At 69.6% G+C, this 21616-nt stretch carries 23 protein-coding genes and 1 riboswitch; of the genes, 4 read left to right on the plus strand and 19 right to left on the minus strand.

What is annotated here, in order from left to right:
* Positions 1 to 4: 4 nt before the first annotated feature.
* From nuoK to IEX89_RS22630, 12 genes are all read right to left on the minus strand, one after another.
* A complete protein-coding gene (nuoK, locus tag IEX89_RS22575) occupies positions 5 to 310 on the minus strand; it encodes an NADH-quinone oxidoreductase subunit NuoK (protein WP_188915543.1) in 306 nt (101 codons plus the stop codon).
* Between the two features lie 12 nt (positions 311 to 322).
* The gene (locus IEX89_RS22580) at positions 323 to 1006 is read right to left on the minus strand and encodes an NADH-quinone oxidoreductase subunit J (RefSeq protein WP_188915544.1); all 684 of its coding nucleotides are present in this window, start codon (positions 1004 to 1006) and stop codon (positions 323 to 325) included.
* Positions 1007 to 1165: 159 nt separating this feature from the next.
* Positions 1166 to 1654 carry an NADH-quinone oxidoreductase subunit NuoI gene (nuoI, locus tag IEX89_RS22585; protein WP_188915545.1) on the minus strand — a complete coding sequence of 163 codons (489 nt, stop codon included), beginning with the start codon at positions 1652 to 1654 and terminating at the stop codon, positions 1166 to 1168.
* Positions 1655 to 1692: 38 nt separating this feature from the next.
* On the minus strand, positions 1693 to 1938 hold the full coding sequence (locus IEX89_RS22590) for a hypothetical protein (protein ID WP_188915546.1): 246 nt from the start codon (positions 1936 to 1938) through the stop codon (positions 1693 to 1695).
* Between the two features lie 24 nt (positions 1939 to 1962).
* A complete protein-coding gene (gene nuoH / locus IEX89_RS22595; protein ID WP_188915547.1) occupies positions 1963 to 2991 on the minus strand; it encodes an NADH-quinone oxidoreductase subunit NuoH in 1029 nt (342 codons plus the stop codon).
* Positions 2992 to 3007: 16 nt separating this feature from the next.
* Positions 3008 to 5089, minus strand: a complete 2082-nt coding sequence (gene nuoG, locus IEX89_RS22600; RefSeq protein WP_188915548.1) for an NADH-quinone oxidoreductase subunit NuoG — start codon at positions 5087 to 5089, stop codon at positions 3008 to 3010.
* Between the two features lie 10 nt (positions 5090 to 5099).
* Positions 5100 to 6401 (minus strand): NADH-quinone oxidoreductase subunit NuoF, encoded by a 1302-nt coding sequence (nuoF, locus tag IEX89_RS22605; RefSeq protein WP_188915549.1) that lies wholly within the window; start codon positions 6399 to 6401, stop codon positions 5100 to 5102.
* A gap of 15 nt (positions 6402 to 6416) precedes the next feature.
* Positions 6417 to 7643: an NADH-quinone oxidoreductase subunit NuoE gene (gene nuoE, locus IEX89_RS22610; protein ID WP_188915550.1), complete on the minus strand. Its 1227-nt coding sequence runs from the start codon at positions 7641 to 7643 to the stop codon at positions 6417 to 6419.
* 101 nt (positions 7644 to 7744) lie between these two features.
* Positions 7745 to 8935 (minus strand): NADH-quinone oxidoreductase subunit D, encoded by a 1191-nt coding sequence (locus tag IEX89_RS22615; protein ID WP_188915551.1) that lies wholly within the window; start codon positions 8933 to 8935, stop codon positions 7745 to 7747.
* A 14-nt stretch (positions 8936 to 8949) separates the two neighbouring features.
* The gene (locus IEX89_RS22620) at positions 8950 to 9585 is read right to left on the minus strand and encodes an NADH-quinone oxidoreductase subunit C (RefSeq protein ID WP_188915552.1); all 636 of its coding nucleotides are present in this window, start codon (positions 9583 to 9585) and stop codon (positions 8950 to 8952) included.
* Positions 9586 to 9604: 19 nt separating this feature from the next.
* The gene (locus IEX89_RS22625; RefSeq protein WP_188915553.1) at positions 9605 to 10201 is read right to left on the minus strand and encodes a NuoB/complex I 20 kDa subunit family protein; all 597 of its coding nucleotides are present in this window, start codon (positions 10199 to 10201) and stop codon (positions 9605 to 9607) included.
* Entirely contained in the window at positions 10192 to 10557 is a 366-nt protein-coding gene (locus tag IEX89_RS22630; RefSeq protein WP_188915554.1) for an NADH-quinone oxidoreductase subunit A, read from the minus strand. Before IEX89_RS22630 ends, IEX89_RS22625 begins: the two co-directional genes overlap by 10 nt.
* A gap of 333 nt (positions 10558 to 10890) precedes the next feature.
* Positions 10891 to 11070: riboswitch (cobalamin riboswitch) on the plus strand.
* A 35-nt stretch (positions 11071 to 11105) separates the two neighbouring features.
* On the opposite strand from IEX89_RS22630, the gene IEX89_RS22635 reads away from it, so the two are divergent.
* A complete protein-coding gene (locus tag IEX89_RS22635; protein ID WP_188915555.1) occupies positions 11106 to 11588 on the plus strand; it encodes a copper chaperone PCu(A)C in 483 nt (160 codons plus the stop codon).
* Between the two features lie 140 nt (positions 11589 to 11728).
* Here the strand turns inward: IEX89_RS22635 and IEX89_RS22640 are convergent, their stop codons facing one another.
* The 4 genes from IEX89_RS22640 to IEX89_RS22655 are packed head-to-tail and all read right to left on the minus strand — an operon-like array spanning position 11729 to position 15714.
* Positions 11729 to 12652: a metal ABC transporter permease gene (locus IEX89_RS22640; protein ID WP_244645657.1), complete on the minus strand. Its 924-nt coding sequence runs from the start codon at positions 12650 to 12652 to the stop codon at positions 11729 to 11731.
* On the minus strand, positions 12652 to 13893 hold the full coding sequence (locus IEX89_RS22645; protein WP_188915556.1) for a metal ABC transporter permease: 1242 nt from the start codon (positions 13891 to 13893) through the stop codon (positions 12652 to 12654). The genes IEX89_RS22640 and IEX89_RS22645 overlap by 1 nt, the downstream gene beginning before the upstream one ends.
* A 1-nt stretch (position 13894) precedes the next feature.
* Positions 13895 to 14716 carry a metal ABC transporter ATP-binding protein gene (locus tag IEX89_RS22650; RefSeq protein WP_280513932.1) on the minus strand — a complete coding sequence of 274 codons (822 nt, stop codon included), beginning with the start codon at positions 14714 to 14716 and terminating at the stop codon, positions 13895 to 13897.
* Between the two features lie 8 nt (positions 14717 to 14724).
* Complete coding sequence (locus tag IEX89_RS22655) at positions 14725 to 15714, minus strand: metal ABC transporter solute-binding protein, Zn/Mn family (protein ID WP_188915557.1); 990 nt, start codon at positions 15712 to 15714, stop codon at positions 14725 to 14727.
* Positions 15715 to 15858: 144 nt separating this feature from the next.
* Between IEX89_RS22655 and IEX89_RS22660 the strand changes: the two genes are divergently transcribed.
* The gene (locus IEX89_RS22660) at positions 15859 to 16305 is read left to right on the plus strand and encodes a Fur family transcriptional regulator (protein ID WP_188915558.1); all 447 of its coding nucleotides are present in this window, start codon (positions 15859 to 15861) and stop codon (positions 16303 to 16305) included.
* 84 nt (positions 16306 to 16389) lie between these two features.
* Here the strand turns inward: IEX89_RS22660 and IEX89_RS22665 are convergent, their stop codons facing one another.
* Positions 16390 to 17670, minus strand: a complete 1281-nt coding sequence (locus IEX89_RS22665) for a DNA polymerase IV (protein ID WP_188915559.1) — start codon at positions 17668 to 17670, stop codon at positions 16390 to 16392.
* 13 nt (positions 17671 to 17683) lie between these two features.
* Positions 17684 to 17956 carry a DUF3572 domain-containing protein gene (locus IEX89_RS22670; RefSeq protein WP_188915560.1) on the minus strand — a complete coding sequence of 91 codons (273 nt, stop codon included), beginning with the start codon at positions 17954 to 17956 and terminating at the stop codon, positions 17684 to 17686.
* Positions 17957 to 18095: 139 nt separating this feature from the next.
* Here IEX89_RS22670 and IEX89_RS22675 point away from each other — a divergent pair, with 139 nt between their 5' ends.
* Together IEX89_RS22675 and IEX89_RS22680 are read left to right on the plus strand one after the other, a co-directional pair.
* A complete protein-coding gene (locus tag IEX89_RS22675) occupies positions 18096 to 18467 on the plus strand; it encodes a response regulator (RefSeq protein WP_188915561.1) in 372 nt (123 codons plus the stop codon).
* Between the two features lie 15 nt (positions 18468 to 18482).
* The gene (locus IEX89_RS22680; RefSeq protein WP_188915562.1) at positions 18483 to 19859 is read left to right on the plus strand and encodes a PleD family two-component system response regulator; all 1377 of its coding nucleotides are present in this window, start codon (positions 18483 to 18485) and stop codon (positions 19857 to 19859) included.
* A gap of 364 nt (positions 19860 to 20223) precedes the next feature.
* Here the strand turns inward: IEX89_RS22680 and IEX89_RS22685 are convergent, their stop codons facing one another.
* Positions 20224 to 21615, minus strand: coding sequence for a TRAP transporter large permease (locus tag IEX89_RS22685; protein ID WP_188915563.1), 1392 nt, complete (start codon positions 21613 to 21615; stop codon positions 20224 to 20226).
* Between the last annotated feature and the right edge of the window lies 1 nt (position 21616).

The following is a 21616-nucleotide window of genomic DNA, read 5'->3' on the forward strand; positions in this document are numbered from 1 at the left end:
GCCTTCAGCCCTTCATCGTGTTGATGTCTTCCACCGCGATCGTGCCGCGGTTGCGGAAGAAGATGACCAGGATCGCGAGGCCGATCGCCGCCTCCGCGGCCGCGACCGTCAGCACGAACAGCGCGAAGACCTGCCCGACGATGTCGTTCAGGAAGGCGGAGAAGGCGACCAGGTTGATGTTCACGGCGAGCAGGATGAGCTCCACCGACATCAGGATGACGATCACGTTGCGCCGGTTGAGGAAGATGCCGACCACGCCGAGCGTGAACAGGATCGCGGCGACGACGAGGAAGTGGGTGAGGCCGATCATGGCGCGTTCTCCTCAGGCGTCTTCGCGCGTGCGCGACGGGGACGCGCCGGCAGGGGTGGCGCCGGGAGGGGTGGCGCCGGACGCGCCGAGGCCCTTGCCGATCGGCGGCCTCGTCATGCCGATCGCCTCCTCCTTCGTGCGCAGAGCCTGGCGCACCGCGTCCTGGCGCTTCACGCCGACGCGGTCGCGCAGCGTCAGCACGATGGCGCCGATCATGGCGACGAGGAGCACGAGGCCCGCGAGCTGGAAGAAGTAGACGTAGCGCGTGTAGAGCACCGAGCCGAGCGCGGCGGTGTTCGTCATCAGGAGCGGCTCGCCCGGCATCGGCTGCGTGGCGAGCAGCGCGGGATCGACCGCGTAGGTCGAGACGACGAGGACGAGCTCGACGAGGAAGATGACGCCCACCGTCCCGCCGATCGGCAGGTATTGCAGCACGCCCTGCTTGAGGCTGGCGAAGTCCACGTCGAGCAGCATGATCACGAACAGGAACAGCACCGCCACCGCGCCGACGTAGACGACGACGAGGATCATCGCCAGGAACTCGGCCCCGAGCAGCACGAACAGGCCCGCCGCGTTCACGAACGCGAGGATCAGGAACAGCACGGAATGCACGGGATTGCGGGAGGCGATCACGAGGACGGCCGAGGCCACCGTGATACCGGCGAAGAGGTAGAAGAAGGCTGCCGTGACGCTCATGCTCGCTCGCTCGAAGCCCGTCGAGCCGGTCCGCGGGCGGGGTTTGCGCCGGCGCGTCGCGGTTGGCTCTGAAGGAAGCCGCCCGGGGGGCCGGGCGGCTCGTCTATAGACCCGCGGTCCGGGGCGCACAACCCGATGCGCCCCGTATTCGGTCGGTTCTCAGCGGTAGGGCGCGTCGAGCGCGATGTTCTTCGCGATCGCCCGCTCGTACCGCTCGCCGTTCTCGAGCAGCTTCTGCTTGTCGTAGAGAAGCTCCTCGCGCGTCTCCACAGAGAACTCCATGCCCGGCCCCTCGACGATGGCGTCCACCGGGCACGCCTCGGCGCAGAACCCGCAATAGATGCACTTCACCATGTCGATGTCGTAGCGCGTGGTGCGCCGCGTCCCGTCGTTGCGGCGCGGGCCGGCCTCGATGGTGATGGCCTGGGCCGGGCACACCGCCTCGCACAGCTTGCAGGCGATGCAACGCTCCTCGCCGTTGGGATAGCGGCGCAGCGCGTGCTCGCCGCGGAAGCGGGGCGAGCGGGGGTTCATCTCGAAGGGATAGTTCAGCGTCGCCTTGGGCTTGAAGAAATAGCGCATCGAGAGGACGAACGCCTCTGCGAACTCCTTCAGGAACAAAGACTTGGCGCTCTGGTCGAGCTTCATCGCGAAACCTCCTCCGGAAGGTTCTTGTCTCTCGCACGTCACCCGCCGAGCGCACGCCCGGCGAAATAGCCGATGACCGGGAAGGCCAGCACGGTCGCGGCGAGGAGGAGCACGCGCATCAGCTTGATGCGGCGCTCGAACTCCGCCTTGTCCGCCGCGGTCTCGCTGTCGTCGAGCCCGCGCAGCCGGCCTTCCACGACGCCGGCGACGATCCTGTAGTCCACCCACCCGATGACGAGGCCGAGAAAGGCCCCGATCAGGCCGGCGGGGGAGAGCCACTCCACGGGATCAACCTCCCGCGGGCCGGCTCACGCGCCCATCCCCGGGGCGAGCCCCGTGAGCTTGAGCACGAAGGCGACGATGACGACGGCCGCCAGCGACAGGGGCAGGAAGACCTTCCAGCCCAGCCGCATCAGCTGGTCGTAGCGGTAACGGGGCACGAACGCCTTCACCATCGCGAAGAGGAAGAAGACGAGCGACATCTTGAGGACGAACCACACGATCCCCGGCACCCAGGTGAAGGGCGCGATCGGGAACGGGGGCAGCCAGCCGCCGAAGAACATGATCGTCATCAGCGCGCACATGGTCATGATGGCCACGTACTCGCCGAGCATGAAGAGCAGGTAGGGGGTGGAGGAATACTCCACCATGAAGCCGGCGACGAGCTCCGACTCGGCCTCCGGCAGGTCGAAGGGCGGGCGGTTCGTCTCCGCCAGCGCCGAGATCAGGAAGATCACGAACATCGGGAACAGCCACAGCCAGTACCAGCCGAAGATGCCCCATTCCGAGTTCTGCGATTCGACGATCGCGGTGAGGTTGAGCGAGCCGACGCACAAGAGCACCGTGATGATCACGAAGCCGATCGAGACCTCGTAGGAGATCATCTGCGCCGCCGAGCGCAGCGCGCCGAGGAAGGCGTATTTCGAGTTCGACGCCCAGCCGGCCATGATCACGCCGTAGACCTGCAGCGAGGACACGGCGAAGATGAACAGGATGCCGACGTTGAGGTCCGCGATCACCCAGCCGGCGTCCACCGGGATCACCGCCCAGGCGGTGAGCGCCAGGAAGACCAGCACGAGGGGTGCCAGCAGGAACAGGCCCTTGTTCGCCGAGGCCGGGATCACCGGCTCCTTGAGCACGAACTTGAGCAGGTCCGCGAAGCTCTGCAGCAGCCCCCACGGCCCGACGACGTTGGGGCCCCGGCGCAGCTGCACCGCCGCCCAGATCTTGCGGTCCGCGTAAAGGATGTAGGCGATGTAGATCATCAGGACCGACATCACGGTGAGGCTGGCGAGCGCGATGAGCGCGACGTCGAGCGAGGCTTCCCAGAAGGTCATGGTCTCGTATCCGTCCTCACTCGGCCGCTTCGCGCTTGGCGCCCTGAGCGAGCGCCGAGCATTCCGCCATGATCGCCGAGGCGCGGGCGATCGGGTTCGTCAGGTAGAAGTCCGTGATCGGGCTCGCGAACGGCGCCTTGTCCACCGCGCCGCCGCGCGACGCGAGGGCGCCGATCGCCGCCGGGTCGGCGGGCGTGATCCGCTCGTCCTGAGCGAGATGCGGATGCGCCGAGAACAGCGCCTGACGCAGCTGCGCCAGGCTGTCGAAGGGCAGCCGCGCGCCGAGCACGTCGGAGACCGCGCGCAGGATCGCCCAGTCCTCGCGGGCGTCGCCCGGCGGGAAGGCGGCGCGGTAGCCGAATTGCGGGCGCCCTTCCGTGTTGACGTAGAGCCCGTTCTTTTCGGTGTAGGCCGCGCCCGGCAGGATCACGTCGGCGCGATGCGCGCCGCGATCGCCGTGCGTGCCCTGGTAGACCACGAACGCACCAGGGGCGATCTCGATCTCGTCGGCGCCGAGCAGCCACACGACGTCCATGGCGCCGGGAGCCGCCATCTCGGCCACAGTCTTGCCCCCCTCGCCCGGCACGAAGCCGATGTCGAGGCCGCCGACGCGCGAGGCCGCGGTGTGGAGCACGGCGAAGCCGTTCCACCCCTCCGCGATCGCGCCGAACGTGTCCGCCGCCTTCGCGGCCAACGACAGCATCGCCGCGCCGTCGGCACGCGCGAGCGCGCCCTGGCCGACGATGACGATGGGACGCTTGGCCGCCTTCAGCGTCTCGGCGAAGGAGTGCGAGCCGTCCAGCAGGCTCTGCAGCGTCTCGGGGCCGGCGCCGAGATAGTCGTGGTCGTAGGTGAGGTTCGCCGCCTCGCCGACGAGGCCGATGGCGACGGGGCCCTGGCGCCAGCGCTTGCGGATGCGCACGTTGACGAGGGAGGCCTCGATGCGCGGGTTCGAGCCCACGATGAGGATCGCGTCCGCCTCCTCGATGCCCTGGATCGTGGGATTGAAGAGATAGGTCGCGCGCCCGAGCGCCGGATCGAGCGCCGCGCCGTCCTGGCGGCAATCGACGTTGGCCGAGCCGAGGCCCCGCATCAGGCCCTGCAAGGCCCACATGTCCTCCACCGCGGCGAGATCGCCGGCGATGGCGCCGATGCGGCTCGCGTCCTTGCCCTTCACCGCCCCCGCGATCGCCGCGAAGGCCTCGCTCCAGGAAGCCGGCGCGAGACGCCCGTCGGCGCCGCGCACGTAGGGGCGATCGAGCCGCTGGCGGCGCAGGCCGTCGACCACGTGGCGCGTCTTGTCGGTGATCCACTCCTCGTTGATCGCCTCGTTGACGCGCGGCAGGATGCGCATCACCTCGCGCCCACGGGTGTCGACGCGGATCGCCGAGCCCACCGCATCCATGACGTCGACGCTCTCCGTCTTCGTCAGCTCCCAGGGGCGGGCATTGTAGGCGTAGGGCTTCGAGGTCAGCGCGCCGACGGGGCAGAGGTCCGCCACGCAGGACTGGAGCTCCGAGCCCATCGCCTTCTCGAGATAGGTCGTGATCTCCATGTCCTCGCCGCGGCCGATGGCGCCGAGATCCGGCACGCCGGCCACCTCGGTGGCGAAGCGCACGCAGCGGGTGCAGTGGATGCAGCGGTTCATCCACGTCTTGACGAGCGGGCCGATGTACTTGTCCTCGACCGCGCGCTTGTTCTCGTGGAAGCGCGTGTTGTCGACCCCGTAGGCCATGGCCTGGTCCTGGAGGTCGCACTCGCCGCCCTGGTCGCAGATCGGGCAGTCGAGCGGGTGGTTGATGAGGAGGAACTCCATCACCCCCTCGCGCGCCTTCTTCGTGCTCGCCGACTTCGTGTAGACCGTCGGCGGCTCGCCGTTGGGGCCGGGCCGGCAGTCCTTCACGCCCCAGGCGCAGGACGCCACGGGCTTGGGCGCCCCTTTCAGCTCGACGAGGCACATGCGGCAATTGCCGGCGATGGACAGGCGCTCGTGGAAGCAGAAGCGCGGGATCTCGGCCCCCGCGGCCTCGCAGGCCTGGAGCAGCGTGTACTCGGCGGGGACGTCGACCTCGACGTCGTCGACGATGATCTTCGGCATGGTCTCGTCCTTACTCCGCCGCGACCCGGACCGGGTCCGTGTGCGGGTTGGCGGCGTAGTCGTCGATGCGCTTCTCGATCTCCGGGCGGAAATGCCGGATCAGGCCCTGGATCGGCCAGGCGGCGGCGTCGCCGAGCGCGCAGATCGTGTGGCCCTCGACCTGCTTCGTCACCTCGAGCAGCATGTCGATCTCGCGCTTCTGGGCGCGGCCCTCCGCCATGCGCGAGACGACGCGCCACATCCAGCCCGTGCCCTCGCGGCAGGGCGTGCACTGGCCGCAGCTCTCGTGCTTGTAGAAGTACGATATGCGCGCGATCGCCCGGATGACGTCCGTGGACTTGTCCATGACGATGACGGCCGCCGTGCCCAGGCCCGAGCCGAGCCCGCGCAGCGTGTCGAAGTCCATAGGCGCGTCGGCGATCTGGTCGGCCGGCACCATCGGCACCGACGAGCCGCCGGGGATGACGGCGAGCAGGTTGTCCCAGCCGCCGCGGATGCCGCCGCAATGCTTGTCGATGAGCTCCCGGAAGGGGATGCCCATCTCCTCCTCGACGTTGCAGGGCTTGTTCACGTGGCCCGACACGCAAAACAGCTTCGTGCCGTGGTTGTTCGGCCGGCCGAGCCCGGCGAACCAGGCGCCACCGCGGCGCAGGATCGTGCCCGCCACCGCGATGGATTCGACGTTGTTCACCGTCGTCGGGCAGCCCCACAGGCCCATGTTGGCCGGGAAGGGCGGCTTGAGGCGCGGCATGCCCTTCTTGCCCTCGAGGCTCTCGAGCAGCGCCGTCTCCTCGCCGCAGATGTAGGCGCCGGCGCCGTGGGCGAGATAGCAGTCGAACGGGTAGCCGTGGACGTTGTCCTTGCCGATCAGCCCGGCCTCGTAGGCCTCGTCGATGGCGCGCTGGAGCGCCACGCGCTCGGCGACGTACTCGCCGCGCAGGTAGATGTAGGCCGCGTGCGCGCCCATGGCGACGCAGGCGAGGAGGCAGCCCTCGACGAGGAGATGCGGGTCGTGCCGCATGATCTCCCGGTCCTTGCAGGTGCCCGGCTCGGATTCGTCGGCGTTGACGACGAGGTAGTGCGGGCGCCCGTCGTTCTGCTTGGGCATGAACGACCATTTCAGGCCCGTCGGGAAGCCCGCGCCGCCGCGGCCGCGCAGGTTCGACTTCTTCATCTCGTCGATGATCCAGTCGCGGCCCTGGTCGACGAGGAACTTCGTCTCGTCCCAGGCGCCGCGCTTGCGCGCCGCGTCGAGATCCGGCGAGTGGAAGCCGTAGAGGTTCGTGAAGATGCGGTCCTGGTCCTGAAGCATGACTTCGGTCTCCTCTCAGGACGTCTTGTCGCGGTCGGCCAGCGCGCGGGCCTGCTCGACCCAGTTCTCGCGATCGATCCGGCCGGGGAAGGCGAGATAGGTGCCGACCCAGCGGACCTGCGGGCGCGCCCAGCCGGCGATCTGGTCGAAGTGGAAGATGCCGAGCTCGTTGAGCTTCTTCTCGTTGGCGGGGCCGATGCCGATGATGGCCTTGAGGTCGTCGGCCGCACCGCCGCGCGGCGCCTCCAGCCCGGCCGGACGCTCGCCCACCGCGTTCGCCTTGTCCTCGGCGGAGGCGTCCTTGGGCAGACCGGCGAGGCGCGCGGCGACCTCCTCCTCCTCGGCGACGGCGTCCGCGTCCACCGTCTTGCGCGTCCCCTCCTCGGAGGCCGCGACGCGCGCGCCCGGATCGACGGGACGCTCGCCGGCGGCGGCGCGCTGGGCGGGCGCGTCTGCGACGGGCGTCTCGGTGGCGCGACCGGAATCCGGCTTGCCGGGCTTGGGCTCGACCGCCGCCTCCTTGGCGGCGGACGCCGCTTCGCCCTCGGCCTTGGCGGCCGCCTCGGACTCGGCCGCCTTGCGCGCGGCCTCCTCCTCGAAGCGCTTCTTCCACGCGCCGACGCGCGAGCCGTCGTAGAGGGCGGGGTCCTGCAGGGTCCGGACGTTGTCCGTCGGCTCGGAGGAGGTGCGGCCCTCCTGCGAGCCGAGCTTCGGCTCGCGCCCGGCGGCGAGATCGTCGAGGAGCTTCTCGAAGTTCGCCTCCGTCAGGTCCTCGTAGTAATCGTCGTTGATCTGCACCATGGGCGCGTTGCAGCAGGCGCCCAGGCACTCGACCTCGAGCCAGGAGAACAGGCCGTCGGCGGTCACGGTGCTCTGCGCGCCGACGCGGCGCTCCAGCACCTTCTTGATCGTGTCCGAGCCGCGCAGCTGGCACGGCGTCGTGCCGCACATCTGCACGAAGTACTTGCCCACCGGCTCGAGGTTGAACATCGTGTAGAAGGTCGCGACCTCGAACACGCGGATGTAGGGCATCGCCAGCCGCTCCGCGACGGCCTCGATGGCCTTCTGCGGCAGCCAGTTCCCGCAATCCTTCTGCACGCGCCAGAGCAGCGGGATCACCGCGGAGGCCTGCCGGCCTTCCGGGTACTTGCGCACCTGCTCGACGAGCCACGCCTCCGTCTCGGGCGTGAACGCGAAGGATTTCGGTTGCACCGCGTCGGGTGCGAGCCTGCGAACGGCCATCTGCCTCTACTCGCTGTTCTGCGCGGCCCGCTCTCGCGCGCCGCGCGCATCTCGTGCCGCCCGCGCGGAGGACGACCTCCCCCGCGCCGGCCCGTCTTCGATCAGCGATCGACCTCGCCGAAGACGATGTCGATCGACCCCAGGATCGCCGACACGTCGGCGAGCATGTGCCCGCGGCACAGGAAGTCCATCGCCTGGAGGTGGGCGAAGCCCGGCGCGCGGATCTTCACCCGGTAGGGCTTGTTGCCCCCGTCCGAGACCAGATAGACGCCGAACTCGCCCTTGGGCGCTTCCACCGCCGCGTAGATCTCGCCCTCGGGGACGTGGAAGCCCTCGGTATAGAGCTTGAAATGGTGGATGAGCGCCTCCATCGAGCGCTTCATCTCGGCGCGCTTGGGCGGCGCGACCTTGCCGTCCTTCGTCGCGATCGGGCCCTTGCCGTCGGGCTCGCGGAGCTTCTTGATGCACTGGCGCATGATGCGCACGGACTGGCGCATCTCCTCCATGCGGATGAGCTGGCGATCGTAATTGTCGCCGTTCTTCCCCACGGGGACGTCGAACTCCATCTCGTCGTAGCACTCGTAGGGCTGCGACTTGCGCAGGTCCCACGGCGCGCCCGAGCCGCGCACCATCACGCCGGAGAAGCCCCACTTCCAGCAATCCTCCAGCGACACGACGGCGATGTCGACGTTGCGCTGCTTGAAGATGCGGTTGCCCATGACCAGCGCGTCGAGATCGTCGACCGTCTTCAGGAACGGATCGCACCAGGCCTCGATGTCGTCGATCAGGTCCTCCGGCAGGTCCTGGTGGACACCGCCGAAGCGGAAATAGTTGGCGTGGAGCCGCGCGCCCGAGGCGCGCTCGTAGAACACCATCAGCCGCTCGCGCTCCTCGAAGCCCCACAGCGGCGGGGTGAGCGCGCCGACGTCCATCGCCTGCGTGGTGATGTTGAGGAGGTGCGAGAGGATGCGGCCGATCTCGCAGTAGAGCACGCGGATGAGCTGCGCGCGGCGCGGCACGGTGATGCCCATCATGCGCTCGGCCGCGAGGCAGAAGGCGTGCTCCTGGTTCATCGGCGCGACGTAGTCGAGCCGGTCGAAATAGGGCGTGCCCTGCAGGTAGGTCTTGTACTCGAGCAGCTTCTCGGTGCCGCGGTGCAGGAGCCCGATATGCGGGTCGACCCGCTCCACGATCTCGCCGTCGAGCTCCAGCACCAGGCGCAGCACGCCGTGCGCGGCGGGATGCTGCGGGCCGAAATTGATCGAGAAGTTGCGGATGTCGTGCTCGCCCATGGCGCTCTCCTCGATCAGCCTTTGCTCGCGCCCTGCGCCTTCTCGTCGCCCGGCAGGACGTAGTCCGTCCCTTCCCAGGGCGAGAGGAAGTCGAAGTTGCGGAATTCCTGGGTGAGCTTCACGGGCTCGTTGATCACACGCCCCTGCGCCTCGTCGTAGCGGACCTCGACGAAGCCAGTGAGCGGGAAGTCCTTGCGCAGCGGATGGCCCTCGAAGCCGTAATCGGTCAGGAGCCGGCGCAGGTCCGGATGGCCGGAGAACAGGATGCCGTACAGGTCGTAGGCCTCGCGCTCGAACCAGTTCGCCGCCGGGAAGTCGTCGATGATGGACGGCACCGGCGTGCGCTCGTCGGTGCGCACCTTCACGCGCACGCGCGTGTTGTGCTCCGGCGACAGCAGGTGGTAGACCACGTCGAAGCGCTGCGGGCGCTCCGGATAGTCCACCCCGCAGATGTCGATGAAGGAGACGAACCGGCAGCGCGGGTCGTCGCGCAGGAAGCCGATCACGTCGCGGATGCGCTGCGCCTCGACCTCGAGCGTCAGGTCGCCGAAGGCGAGGGAGACGTCGGTGACGGCGCCGGGAACCGACGCCTCGACGTGGCGGCCGATGGCGAGGAGCGCGTCGGTATCGATATGGGCCTGGGTGCTCATGATGCGCGAACCGCCTTCCTCAGCGCTCGATCGTGCCGGTGCGGCGGATCTTCTTCTGCAGGAGCAGGACGCCGTAGAGCAGAGCCTCCGCCGTGGGCGGGCAGCCCGGCACGTAGACGTCCACCGGCACGATGCGATCGCAGCCGCGCACCACCGAGTAGGAATAATGGTAGTAGCCGCCGCCGTTGGCGCACGAGCCCATGGAGATGACGTAGCGCGGCTCCGGCATCTGGTCGTAGACCTTGCGGAAGGCGGGCGCCATCTTGTTGGTGAGCGTGCCGGCGACGATGATCACGTCCGACTGGCGCGGGGAGGCGCGCGGGGCGAAGCCGAAGCGCTCGGCGTCGTAGCGCGGCATCGACATCTGCATCATCTCGACGGCGCAGCAGGCGAGCCCGAACGTCATCCACATGAGCGAGCCGGTGCGCGCCCAGGTGATGAGGTCGTCCACCGAGGTGACGAGGAAGCCCTTGTCGGCGAGCTCGGCCGAGACGTTGGCGAAGAACGGGTCCTCGCCGGTCGGGGCGCCGTGGCGCGCACCGAACGTGTCTTCCGTCTGCGGGGCGACGGGGCGGGGCGTTCCGAGGCCCGACTTGCCCGGGTCGATCAATCCCATTCCAGGGCTCCCTTGTTCCACTCGTACACGAAGCCGACGGTGAGCACGCCGAGGAAGATCATCATCGACCAGAAGCCGAACCAGCCGATCTCGCCGAACGTGACCGCCCAGGGGAAGAGGAAGGCCACCTCCAGATCGAAGATGATGAACAGGATCGCGACGAGGTAGAAGCGCACGTCGAACTTCATGCGCGCATCGTCGAAGGCGTTGAAGCCGCACTCGTAGGCCGAGAGCTTCTCGGCATCCGGCTTCTTGTAGGCCACGACGAAGGGCGCGGCGAGGAGCACGACGCCGATGAAGAGCGCCACGCCCATGAAGATCACGAGCGGCAGGTAGTCGGCCAAAAGCGCGGTCATGACGCTCCCTTCTCACGAGGCCCCGCAACGCCGAAGGGTCCGCCTTGGAGAAGGCGGAATCTGGATGGCGTTTCGCGAGGCGACGCTTAGCCCACGCCCCGGCGGGTGACAAGGCCCCGCGGGGTCGCACGGATGGCGAAAACGGCCCCGAACCGTGGCCTTCCCGTCGGCGGTCGGCGGCGAGACGCGCGGTTCGCGCCTCGTCGACGAGTTTCAGATGGGGAACGCCCGGGCGGGTCGACAGGGGGTGCTACGGTCCGACGCGGGGCCTCTCGCGCGGGAGGTGTGGCGGCCCGTCGCAGGAAAAGGTTTCCAGCGGGCGGGCGAGCTGCTACCGCTCGTGTCGACGACGGTGCCCGAGAGGGCCACGAGGGAAGCCGGTGCGATGCCGGCGCTGCCCCCGCAACTGTGAGCGGATAGCCGCTGCGCGTCACTGGGCGCCCCGCCCGGGAAGGCCGCAGCACGAGGCGAGAACCCGCGAGCCAGGAGACCTGCCGGCGTCGGGACGACCACGCGAGACGGGGCGGAGGGCCCCGAAGGAGTAGTGCATGTTCAAGAAGTCGATGATCGCCGCCGCCCTGGCGCTGGCGGCGCTGCCCGTCGCCGCGCACCATGCGGGCGATCAGTTCCGCACCGGGCCGATGGTGGTGAGCCACGCCTGGACCGAGGAGACGAGCCCGATGGCGCATGCCGCCGAGGTCTTCCTCACCGTGGAGAACACCGGCGAGGCCGTCGATCGCCTCCTCTCCGCAACGACGAGCTTCACGGCACCGGGCGTGTTCCAGGCCTCCGTCATGACCGAGACCGGCGCCGTCGCCGTGCGCGAGGTCCCCGCGATCGAGATCGCGCCGGGCCAGTCGATCACCTTCCAGCCGGGCGGCATCCACGTCGTCCTCAACGACGTGAAGCGCAATCTGGAGGCGGGCGACCACTTCCACATGACCCTCGTCTTCGAGGAAGCCGGCGCGCTCGAGATCGACGTCGAGATCGAAGAGCACGGCGACCACGACCACGACGCGCCCGCGGGCTGAGGGTCCTCCCCGGAGGGGAGGAGTCCGCGCCTAGGCGCGGGCGGTGGGGCCGGTCGGTAGCAATGCAGGCCGGCCCGCCCCCGCCCCACCCTCCGGCCCGCAGGCCGTCGTCCTCCCCTGCGGGGAGGTGGCACGCGGCGTCACCCCTCCCGCACGGCGCCCACCCGGGAGCGGTGGGGGCCGGCGAGGCAGGCGAGGCCCAGGATCGCGCCGGACACCGTCGCGATCATGCCCGCCGCGCTGACCGCGTTCTCGCCGCCGAGCCAGAGCGGGCCCCAGCCGGCGAGCACGTATCCCAGCACCGCCGAGAGCGTGGCGAAGGCCACGCTCCATGCCACCTGGCGCTCGAGCCGGTTCGTCATCAGCCGCGCCGCCGCGGGCGGGCAGATGAACATGGCGATGACGATGATCGAGCCCACCGCGTCGAAGGCCGCCACCGCCGCCACGGCTGCCGTCACGACGAGGCCGAAGGAGATGGCGCGCACCGGCATGCCGAGCGTCGCCGCGAAGCCCTCGTCGAAAGTCGAGAGCTTGAGCGGGCGCCAGAACAAGGCCGTGAGGAGCGCGATCAGCGCTGCCACCGCCGCCATCCGCGGCAGCTCTGGCGGCAGATCGGCGAGCGCGGCCGGATCGAGGAGCGAGCCCCAGCCCTCCCCGGAGAGCCAGATGAGGCTCTCGAGATTGCCGTAGAGCGCGTGCTCCACGTCGATGTGGACGCTCGACGTGTCGCTTTGCTCCAGCACGAGCACGCCGGCCGCGAACATGGCCGTGAAGACGACGCCCATGGCGGCGCCGGGCTCGATGCGGCCGAGCCGGCGCACCGCCTCGATCAGGACGACGGCGACGACCGCCGCGCCGGCGGCGCCGAGCATCATCGGCCAGGTGGCGACCACGCCCGTCACCAGGAAGGCGACGACGATGCCGGGCAGCACCACGTGCGAGATCGCGTCGCCGATCAGCGCCTGACGGCGCAAGACGAGGAAATTCCCCGGCAGCGCGCAGGCGATCGCCGCCAGCGTGCCGATGAGGATCGGGGGCAGGTCGAGCTGGAGGAAGCCGTCCATCAGGCCGCTCCCTCGCTGGACGCCACGGGCACCGGCGGCCCGAGGCGGCGGTCGAGATCGGCGATCTCGTCGCGGGTGAGCACGGCCTCGATGGAGGTGAGCCCGTCGTAGCGCCCGGAGATGGTCTCGTCGCGATAGACGGCGCGCGCGACGTCCCAGCGCTTCTCGTCGCGCAGGACCTTCGCCGCCCGCGCGGCGCCGTCGGGCGTCGCCACGCGATCGGGGCGCAGGAGCCCCTCGCGCAGGAGGACCTTGAGCGTCAGCCGGTCGAAGATCGGCTCGCCGCGGGCGAGCGCCAGCAGACCCTGGCGGCGATGCACGTCGAGCTGGAAGCGGCGGTGGCGCCACAGCGCCGCCGCGACGCCGCGCACCGGTGCGAGGAGGAGGGACGCGACGAAGAGCGTGAAGGACACGAGCACGATGATCGGCCCCGTCGGCAGATCCGGCGCCGAGGCCGAGAGCGCCGCGCCGAGATAGCCCGCGAGCCCGCCGAGCGCGCCTGCGATCCACACCACGCGCTCGGTCCGCTCCGTCCAGAACCGCGCCGTCACGGGCGGGATGATGAGGAGCGCGACGATGAGGATGAGGCCCACGATCTTGAGCCCGATGACGGTGACCGCCATGACGAGCCCCATGATGGCGAGATCGACGCCGCGCACGTTCACGCCGGACGCCGCCGCCCATTCGGGATCGAACGAGACCATCGTCATGGGCCGTCGCAGGAGCACGACGAGCCCGACGCTGAGCGCGCCGCCGACCGCGATCGTGATCGCGTCGGAATAGAGCATGCCCGCCGTCGAGCCGAGGAGGAAGCTCTCGAGCCCCGCCTGACGCCCGCTCGACATGGTCTGGATCACCGTGAGAAGCACGATGCCGAAGCCGAAGAACACCGACAGGACCGCCCCGATGGCGGCGTCCTCCGGCAGGCGCGTGCGCCGGGCGATCCATTCCACGAGGAGGAGGCCCAATGTCGCGGAGAGCGCCGAGCCGATCAGCAGCCCGGGCAGGCTGCGCCCGTCGCCGCCCATCATCACCATGACGATGAAGGCGATGCCGATGCCCGGCAGCGTCGCGTGCGCCACGGCGTCGGAGACGAGCGCGCGCTTTCGCAGGAAGAGGAAGGTCCCGCCCGCGCCGGCGGCGGCGCCGAGAAGCCCAGCGCCGATGGCGACGAGGGCGGAATTGTAGCCCGCCTGGAGCGTCAGCGCCGCGAGGAGCGCCTGGGAGAACCCGCTCTCCATCTCAGCCGCTCGCGAGCTGGAGCTGGTCGATATGCGCGGTGGCGAGCCGCCCGCCGTAGGTCGCCTGCAGGTTCTGGGCGGTGAAGGTGGTGGCGACCGGCCCGTCGGCGATCTTGCGCACGTTGATGAGCAGCAGGTGGTCGAAATAGTCCGCGACCGTCGCGAGGTCGTGGTGGACGGCGATCACCGTCTTGCGCTCGGCCTTGAGGCTCTTGAGCACGTCGATGATGGCCTTCTCGGTCGCGGCGTCGACGCCGGCGAAGGGCTCGTCGAGGAGATACAGGTCGGCGCCCTGCGCCAGCGCGCGGGCGAGGAAGACGCGCTGCTGCTGCCCGCCGGAGAGCTGCCCGATCTGCCGATCGGCGAAATCCGCCATGCCGACACGCGCGAGGCAGGCCATGGCGCGCTCGCGATGGGGGCGGCGCACGAGCTTGAGGAGGCCGAGCTCGCGATACATCCCCATCAGCACCACGTCGATCACGCGGGTGGGGAAGTCCCAGTCCACGCTCGCGCGCTGGGGCACGTAGGCGATGCGCCGGCGCGCCGTCGCCAGCGGCTCGCCGAAGACGGTGACGCGCCCCGAGATCGAGGGCACGATGCCGAGCGCCGCCTTGAGCAGGCTCGACTTGCCCGCCCCGTTGGGCCCGACGATGGCCACCATGCTCTCCGGCGGGGCTGTGAAGTCGACGTTGAAGACGACGGGCTTCTCCCCGTAGGAGACTGTCATCTCCTGCACTGCGAAGGGGCTGTCCACGGGAACGGTCGGGCTCATGGCCCGACCGCCATCGGTCGCGAGGCGAACCTCGCCCTGCTGCATCGTCATCGTGTCCTTCACGTCCCGGCCGCGAGGCGGCCGTCCATGCCACGCTCCGGAGCCTCGCCGCCGAGCGCGCGGGCGATGGTCGTCGCGTTGTGGTCGATCATCCCGATATACGTGCCTTCGTAGGTCCCCGGTTCGCCCATGGCGTCGGAGAAGAGCTCGCCGCCGACGACGACCTCGTGCCCGCGGGCGGCGGCGCCCTCGATCAGCGCCCGGATGTTGCGATCCGAGACCGAGCTCTCCACGAAGATCGCGCCGATGTCGCGCGACACGAGGAGATCGACGAGCTCCTCCATTCGCGCGAGGCCCGCCTCGCTCTCCGTGGAGATGCCCTGGATGCCGAGCACCTCGAAGCCGTAGGCGCGCCCGAAATAGTTGAAGGCGTCGTGCGCCGAGAGCAGCACGCGGCTCCCCTCCGGCACGGAGGCGAGGACGCCGTCGGCATAGTCCGCGAGACGCGCGATGTCGGCGAGATGGGCCTCGGCATTGGCCGCGAAGGCCGCCTCGTGCTCGGGCGCGACCGAGACGAGCGCGTCGCGCACCGCCTCGACGACGCCCGACCAGAGGCGCGGATCCATCCACACGTGCGGGTCGAAGCGTCCCTCGTAATCGTCGTGCGCGACGAGGCGATCCTCGGGCAGCGCCTCCGCCACCGCGACGACCGGCCCGCGATCGGCGAGATCGAGGAGGAACTCCTCCATCTGCGCCTCGAGGTAGAGGCCGTTCCAGACGACGAGATCGGCATTGGCGAGCGCCAGGATGTCGGTGCGGGTCTGGCGGTAGGCGTGCGGATCGATTCCAGCGCCCATCAGCGCCGTGACCTCGACGAGATCGCCGCCCACCGCGCGCGCCGCGTCGGCGATCATGCCGGTGGTCGCCACGACCTCGACGGGCGCCTCCGCCTGGGCGCGGGCCGGCTGCGGCCCGACGAGCCCCGCCGCCGCGATGCCGGCCGCGACGCATGCCGCGAGCCCGAGAACGCTCCGCTTCGTCACCGTCATCCCCACACCTCCCTCGCCGTCGTCCGCGGCCGGTGCGCCGCTCTCCCTAAACGCATATGGGAATGATTTGCATCTGTCAACGCTCTTGCGATCCATTTGCATCTGGCTCTTGCAAATGCGTCGCACTTGGCTAGCGTGCCGCGGATGACGACACGTGATTCCGAGGGCCTGATCGAGGATCGCGCGCGGGAGCTGGAAGACGCCCTGCGCGCCAAGGGCGTGCGCATCACACGCCAACGCGCGGCCTTGATCGAGGTTCTCTCGCGCGCGGAGGACCACCCCGACGCCACCGAGCTCCACCGCCGGGCGCAGGATATCGACGCGTCGGTCTCGCTCTCGACGGTCTACCGGACGCTGTCGGTTCTGGAGCAGCAGAACGTCGTCCACCGCCACGCCTTCGAGGGCGCCCCCGCCCGCTTCGAGCCGGCGGACGCGCCGCACCACGACCACATCATCGACATCGAGACCGGCGACGTGCTCGAGTTCCACAACGAGCGCATCGAGAAGCTGCAGGCGGAGATCGCGGCCGAGCTCGGCTACGAGGTGGTCCGCCACAGGCTGGAGCTGTATTGCCGCAAGCGGAAGGGGTGACGCAGCGGGTGGGGGCGGACCGTTTTTCGGGGCATTCGCCTCCTCCGGTCCGCTCACGCGGCCCACCTCCCCTGCGGGGAGATTTCACCCACCCTTGCGCAGCACGATCCCCCGCTGCACGGCGGCGTCGCCGAAGCGCTTGCGCAGGGCCGCGATGGCGTCGGCGCGGCTCTTCTCGCGGGGCGCATCCGGATCGGCGAGGTCGCCGCGGTCGGCGAGCGCGGGATCGCACAGATCGCCCGCGCCGATGCCCAGTAGGCGGAAGGGCGTGCCGTCGCATTCCTCGGCGAGCAGGCGCCGCCCGGCCTCGTAGAGCCGGGTCGCGAGCCCCGTGGGCGGCAGGCCCGAGAGCGTGCGGGTGCGCAGCTTGAAGTCGGTCGTCTTGAGCTTGAGGACGACGCTGCGCGTGGCGTAGCCCTCCGCAGCCAGGCGCGCGGCGAGCTTCTCGGCGAGGCGCCAGAGGATGGGCTCGAGGTCGGCGAGCGCGGCGATGTCGTGCTCGAACGTGGTCTCGGCGGACACGCTCTTCGTCTCGCGCACGGGCTCGACGCGCCGCGTGTCGCGCCCCTCCGCGAGCGCCTTGAGCCGAAGCCCGTCGCGCCCGGCGACCGCGACGAGGCGGGCGGGGTCCGCGCGGGCGATCTGCCCGACCTTGGCGAAGCCCGCCTGCGCGAGCTTCTTCTCGGCGACCGCGCCGATGCCCGGCAGGATGCCCACCGGCCGGTCCGCCAGGAAGGCGGCCGCCTCGGCCGCGCCGATCACCGCGAAGCCGCGGGGCTTGTCGAGGTCCGAGGCGATCTTGGCCAGGAACTTGTTGGGCGCGAGCCCCACCGAGACCGTGATGCCGATCTCCCGCTCGACGCGCCGCGCGAAGCGCGCCAGCGTCACGGCGGGCGCGGCGCCGTGCAGGCGCTGCGTTCCGGAGAGATCGAGGAAGGCCTCGTCGATGGAGAGCGGCTCGACGAGCGGCGTCAGGTCGCGCATCATGGCGCGGACCTCGCGCCCGACGGCGACGTATTTCGCCATGTTCGGGCGAATCACCACGGCGTCGGGGCAGGCGTCGAGCGCCTTGAACATGGGCATGGCCGAGCGCACGCCGTAGGTCCGCGCGACGTAGCAGCAGGTGGAGACGACGCCGCGCCGCCCGCCGCCGATGATCACCGGCTTGTCGGCGAGGGAGGGGTCGTCGCGCTTCTCGATGGTCGCGAAGAAGGCGTCGCAATCGACATGGGCGATGGACAGCGCCGTGAGCTCGGGATGGGAGACGATCCTCGGCGAGCCGCAGGCGCGGCAACGCGGACGCCCGCCCATCGCGGGCGCCGAGAGCGCGAGGCAATCGCGGCACAGGGCGACCGCGGCCGCCATGGCGGGTCCTCCCTCAGGCGTCGAAGGCGGGGGGCGAGAGCAGCATCTGCGCCCGCGCCACCGCCTCCGGGCTCTCGTCCGACGCCTCGGCCACCGCGAGGAGAAGCTCCTCCTCGGCGACGACGTGGTCGAGGATCGCGGCGAGGAAGCCGGGCTCGCCCGCCGCTTCACGCAGGCCGGCGGGATCGAGCCCGGTGAGCGCGAGGAAGCGCGCGAGCCGCTCCTCGTCGGCCGCGATCAGCCCGAGCGCGGCGACCGCGATCTCCTCGGCGCGAGCGGGATTCATATTTGTTAGGCGACGTTCGGTTCTCACCTGAGACGCTTTCGATTTGACCATTCGTCAATAGGTGTACGGTACAAGGACCCATCCGATCAAACGCAAGCGGCGGGCGTGCCCGCAGGGCTCGCGCCCCGAGAGGTCGAGGATGAAGAAGACGGTGCTCATCGTCGAGGACAACGAGCTCAACATGAAGCTCTTCAACGACCTGCTCGAGGCGCACGGCTATTCCACGCTGAAGACCGCGAGCGGGTTCGAGGCGATGGAGCTCGCCCGCAGCCACCGGCCGGACCTCATCCTCATGGACATCCAGCTGCCCGAGGTCTCCGGCCTCGAGGTGACGAAATGGCTCAAGGAGGACGACGACCTGAAACTCATCCCGGTCGTCGCCGTAACTGCCTTCGCCATGAAGGGAGACGAGGAGCGCATCCGCGAAGGCGGGTGCGAGGCCTATCTCTCGAAGCCGATCTCGGTGGCGAAGTTCCTCGAGACGGTTCGCACCTATGTCGGCGCAGCCTGAGGAGACGAGCCACCGATGACAGCCCGCGTCCTCGTCGTCGACGACATCTTCCCGAACGTGAAGCTGCTCGAGGCCAAGCTCTCGGCCGAGTACTTCGACGTCGTCACCGCCATGAACGGCCCCGACGCCCTCGCCGTCTGCGAGCAGGGCCTCGCCGACATCGTCCTCCTCGACGTGATGATGCCGGGGATGGACGGGTTCGAGGTCTGTCGCCGGCTCAAGAACGCGCCGACGACGGCGCACCTGCCCGTCGTCATGGTCACCGCCCTCGACCAGCCGAGCGACCGGCTCAAGGGTCTCGACGCGGGCGCGGACGACTTCCTGACGAAGCCGGTGGACGACGCGGCGCTCTTCGCGCGGGTGCGCTCGCTGGTGCGGCTCAAGTCCGTCACCGACGAGCTGCGCACCCGCGCCATGGCGTCGCGCGAATACGGGCTCGTGGGCGATCCCCTCGCCGCCGCCGCGGCGGAGGACGGGCAGAACGCCAAGATCCTCGTCGTCGACGATCGCCGCTCGTCCTACGAGCGCCTCGGCGCGACGCTCTCCCAGCTCCACCGCGTGGACATCGAGCCCGATCCGCACCAGGCGCTGATTCGCGCCGCGGAGGGGGCCTACGACACGGTGCTCGTCTCCCTCGACCTGCAGGAATTCGACGGCTTGCGCCTGTGCTCGCAGCTGCGCTCGCTCGAGCGCACCCGCGACCTCGCCGTCCTGATGATCGCCGAGAGCGAGGACCGGGCGCGGATCCTGCGCGGCCTCGACATCGGCGTGCACGATTTCCTCGTGCGCCCCGTCGATCGCAACGAGCTCGTGGCGCGCGTGCGCACGCAGGTGCGGCGCAAGCGCTTCGCCGAGCGCCTGCGCGAGAGCGTCCAGGTCTCCCTCGAGCTCGCCGTCACCGACGCGCTGACGGGGCTGCACAATCGCCGCTACCTCGACAGCCATCTCGCCGCGCTCTTCGACGAGGCGAGCCTCAGGGCGCGCCCGCTCTCGGTGCTCGTCCTCGACATCGACCGCTTCAAGTCCGTCAACGACACCTACGGCCACGACGCCGGCGACGAGGTGCTGCGCGAGTTCGCGACCCGCATCCGCTCGCAGACGCGCGGCATCGACGTCGTCGCCCGCTTCGGCGGCGAGGAGATGGTCGTCGTCGTGCCCGATACCGGGCTCGAGGGCGCCCGCGCCGTGGCGCAGCGCATCTGCGACCGCATCGAGAGCGAGCCCTTCGCCATCCATCAGGGTACGCGCTCCATCCCGGTGACCGTATCGATCGGCGTCTCCGCGCGCATGGTCGAGGACCGCAGCCCCGCGGATCTTCTGAAGCGCGCCGACCTCGCGCTCTACAGGGCGAAGGAAGAGGGCCGCAATCGCGTCGTCGCGTCGGCCGCCTGAGGGCCGCTCGCGACGCGCCGATGCGGGCGTCCTCGCGCATCTTAACCTTTACGAAGAATGAAGGAGCGCGACGTCGCATCCGCTGTTGCGCCGCACGGGGGTTCCTGTAGGGTGACCACCAACGGCGAGGCGGCCCCGGCCCCTCCCAAACAGACGCCCTCGATGTCCAGGTCCGCCGCATCTCCTGGGTTTTCGCAGGGCAAGGCCGGTCAGGAAGCGGATAATGGCCTCCTCATGACCGCTTCCTGCCGGCCACCTCATTCCTGAACGGGAGAGCTCGATCCGAGATCGAGCGAGACGCCCGGGTCGCCCTCCGCGACCCGGGCGTTCTTCTTTTCGCGCGCGACCGGCGGCCCCGCGATGCTCAGCTGTAGAGCACCCGCGGCAGCCACGTGGCGATCTCCGGGAACAGGAACAGCAGCACCAGCGCCACGACCTGCAGGACCACGAAGGGCACCACGCCCTGGTAGATCATGCCCGTCGTCACCTTCGAGGGCGCGACGCCGCGCAGGTAGAACAACGCGAAGCCGAAGGGCGGGGTGAGGAAGGACGTCTGCAGGTTCATGCCGACGATGACGCCGAGCCAGACGGGGCTGACGTCGAGGTTGAGCAGAACCGGCGCCGTGATCGGCAGGACGATGAAGATGATCTCGAACGTGTCGAGGATGAAGCCAAGCACGAACATCATCGCCATGACCGCGATGACCGCACCGACGACGCCGCCGGGCAGGCCCGACAGGAGATCGTGCACGAGCGCATCGCCGCCCATCAGGCGGAAGACGATGGAGAAGACCGAGGCGCCGAACAGGATGATGAAGATCATCGAGGTGATCGTCGCCGTGGAGATCACCACGTCCTTGAAGGTCTGCGCCGAGAGCTTCAGGCGCAGCCCCGCGAGGATCGTCGCGCCGACGGCGCCGACGGAGGCCGCCTCGGTGGGCGTGGCGATGCCGCCGAGGATCGAGCCGAGAACCGCGATGATGAGGAGGAGCGGCGGGACGAGGGCCGTAACGACCTCGCGGCCGAGATGCTGCTTCTCCTCGGGGGGCACCGGCGTCGCCGGACAGCTCTGCGGGGAGATGAAGGCCTTGATCACCATCCAAAGCAGGTAGAGGCCGACGAGCAGCAGGCCGGGGAAGAAGGCGCCGGCGAAGAGGTCGCCCACGGAGACGGGCGCGGGGGCGAAGTTGCCCTTCGCCATCTGCACCTGAGAATTGATGCCCGCGAGCATGTCGCCCATGAAGATGAGCACCGTCGAGGGCGGGATGATCTGCCCGAGCGTGCCGGACGCGCAGATGACGCCGCAGGCGAGCCGCGGGTCGTAGCCCGCGCGCATCATCGCCGGCAGCGAGATCAGCCCCATCGTCACGACGGTGGCACCGACGACGCCGGTGGAGGCCGCGAGCAGCGCACCGACGATGACGACCGAGATGCCGAGCCCGCCGCGCAGGTTGCCGAACAGCTTGCCCATCGTCAGCAGCAATTGCTCGGCGATGCCCGAGCGCTCGAGCATGACGCCCATGAAGATGAACAAGGGCACCGCGACGAGCACCTCGTTCGTCATGAAGCCGATGTAGCGCGAGGGCAGCGCCGCGTAGTTCGACGGGTCGAATACGCCCAGCGACATGCCGACGAGGCCGAAGATGAGCGAGACGCCCGCCAGCGTGAACGCGACGGGAAAGCCCAGCATGAGCAGGCCGATGATGCCGAAGAACATCGAGCCGGCGAGAATCTCGCCGAGGAGGACGGGATCCATG

The organism is Salinarimonas ramus (assembly GCF_014645695.1).
In the GTDB taxonomy this organism is placed as follows: Bacteria; Pseudomonadota; Alphaproteobacteria; order Rhizobiales; family Beijerinckiaceae; genus Salinarimonas; species Salinarimonas ramus.

Bases quoted from the DNA above. Each gene is read 5' to 3' on its own strand.
- IEX89_RS22620 (WP_188915552.1), bottom strand. From the start codon at position 9,585: ATGAGCACCCAGGCCCATATCGATACCGACGCGCTCCTCGCCATCGGC.
- IEX89_RS22680 (WP_188915562.1), top strand. From the start codon at position 18,483: ATGACAGCCCGCGTCCTCGTCGTCGACGACATCTTCCCGAACGTGAAG.
- nuoK (WP_188915543.1), bottom strand. From the start codon at position 310: ATGATCGGCCTCACCCACTTCCTCGTCGTCGCCGCGATCCTGTTCACG.
- nuoH (WP_188915547.1), bottom strand. From the start codon at position 2,991: ATGACCTTCTGGGAAGCCTCGCTCGACGTCGCGCTCATCGCGCTCGCC.
- nuoE (WP_188915550.1), bottom strand. From the start codon at position 7,643: ATGGCCGTTCGCAGGCTCGCACCCGACGCGGTGCAACCGAAATCCTTC.
- IEX89_RS22685 (WP_188915563.1), bottom strand. From the start codon at position 21,615: ATGGATCCCGTCCTCCTCGGCGAGATTCTCGCCGGCTCGATGTTCTTC.
- IEX89_RS22635 (WP_188915555.1), top strand. From the start codon at position 11,106: ATGTTCAAGAAGTCGATGATCGCCGCCGCCCTGGCGCTGGCGGCGCTG.
- IEX89_RS22625 (WP_188915553.1), bottom strand. From the start codon at position 10,201: ATGGGATTGATCGACCCGGGCAAGTCGGGCCTCGGAACGCCCCGCCCC.
- IEX89_RS22675 (WP_188915561.1), top strand. From the start codon at position 18,096: ATGAAGAAGACGGTGCTCATCGTCGAGGACAACGAGCTCAACATGAAG.
- IEX89_RS22645 (WP_188915556.1), bottom strand. From the start codon at position 13,893: ATGGAGAGCGGGTTCTCCCAGGCGCTCCTCGCGGCGCTGACGCTCCAG.
- nuoF (WP_188915549.1), bottom strand. From the start codon at position 6,401: ATGCTTCAGGACCAGGACCGCATCTTCACGAACCTCTACGGCTTCCAC.
- IEX89_RS22615 (WP_188915551.1), bottom strand. From the start codon at position 8,935: ATGGGCGAGCACGACATCCGCAACTTCTCGATCAATTTCGGCCCGCAG.
- IEX89_RS22670 (WP_188915560.1), bottom strand. From the start codon at position 17,956: ATGAATCCCGCTCGCGCCGAGGAGATCGCGGTCGCCGCGCTCGGGCTG.
- IEX89_RS22660 (WP_188915558.1), top strand. From the start codon at position 15,859: ATGACGACACGTGATTCCGAGGGCCTGATCGAGGATCGCGCGCGGGAG.
- nuoI (WP_188915545.1), bottom strand. From the start codon at position 1,654: ATGAAGCTCGACCAGAGCGCCAAGTCTTTGTTCCTGAAGGAGTTCGCA.
- IEX89_RS22655 (WP_188915557.1), bottom strand. From the start codon at position 15,714: ATGACGGTGACGAAGCGGAGCGTTCTCGGGCTCGCGGCATGCGTCGCG.
- IEX89_RS22650 (WP_280513932.1), bottom strand. From the start codon at position 14,716: ATGACGATGCAGCAGGGCGAGGTTCGCCTCGCGACCGATGGCGGTCGG.
- nuoG (WP_188915548.1), bottom strand. From the start codon at position 5,089: ATGCCGAAGATCATCGTCGACGACGTCGAGGTCGACGTCCCCGCCGAG.
- IEX89_RS22665 (WP_188915559.1), bottom strand. From the start codon at position 17,670: ATGGCGGCCGCGGTCGCCCTGTGCCGCGATTGCCTCGCGCTCTCGGCG.
- IEX89_RS22630 (WP_188915554.1), bottom strand. From the start codon at position 10,557: ATGACCGCGCTTTTGGCCGACTACCTGCCGCTCGTGATCTTCATGGGC.
- IEX89_RS22580 (WP_188915544.1), bottom strand. From the start codon at position 1,006: ATGAGCGTCACGGCAGCCTTCTTCTACCTCTTCGCCGGTATCACGGTG.
- IEX89_RS22640 (WP_244645657.1), bottom strand. From the start codon at position 12,652: ATGGACGGCTTCCTCCAGCTCGACCTGCCCCCGATCCTCATCGGCACG.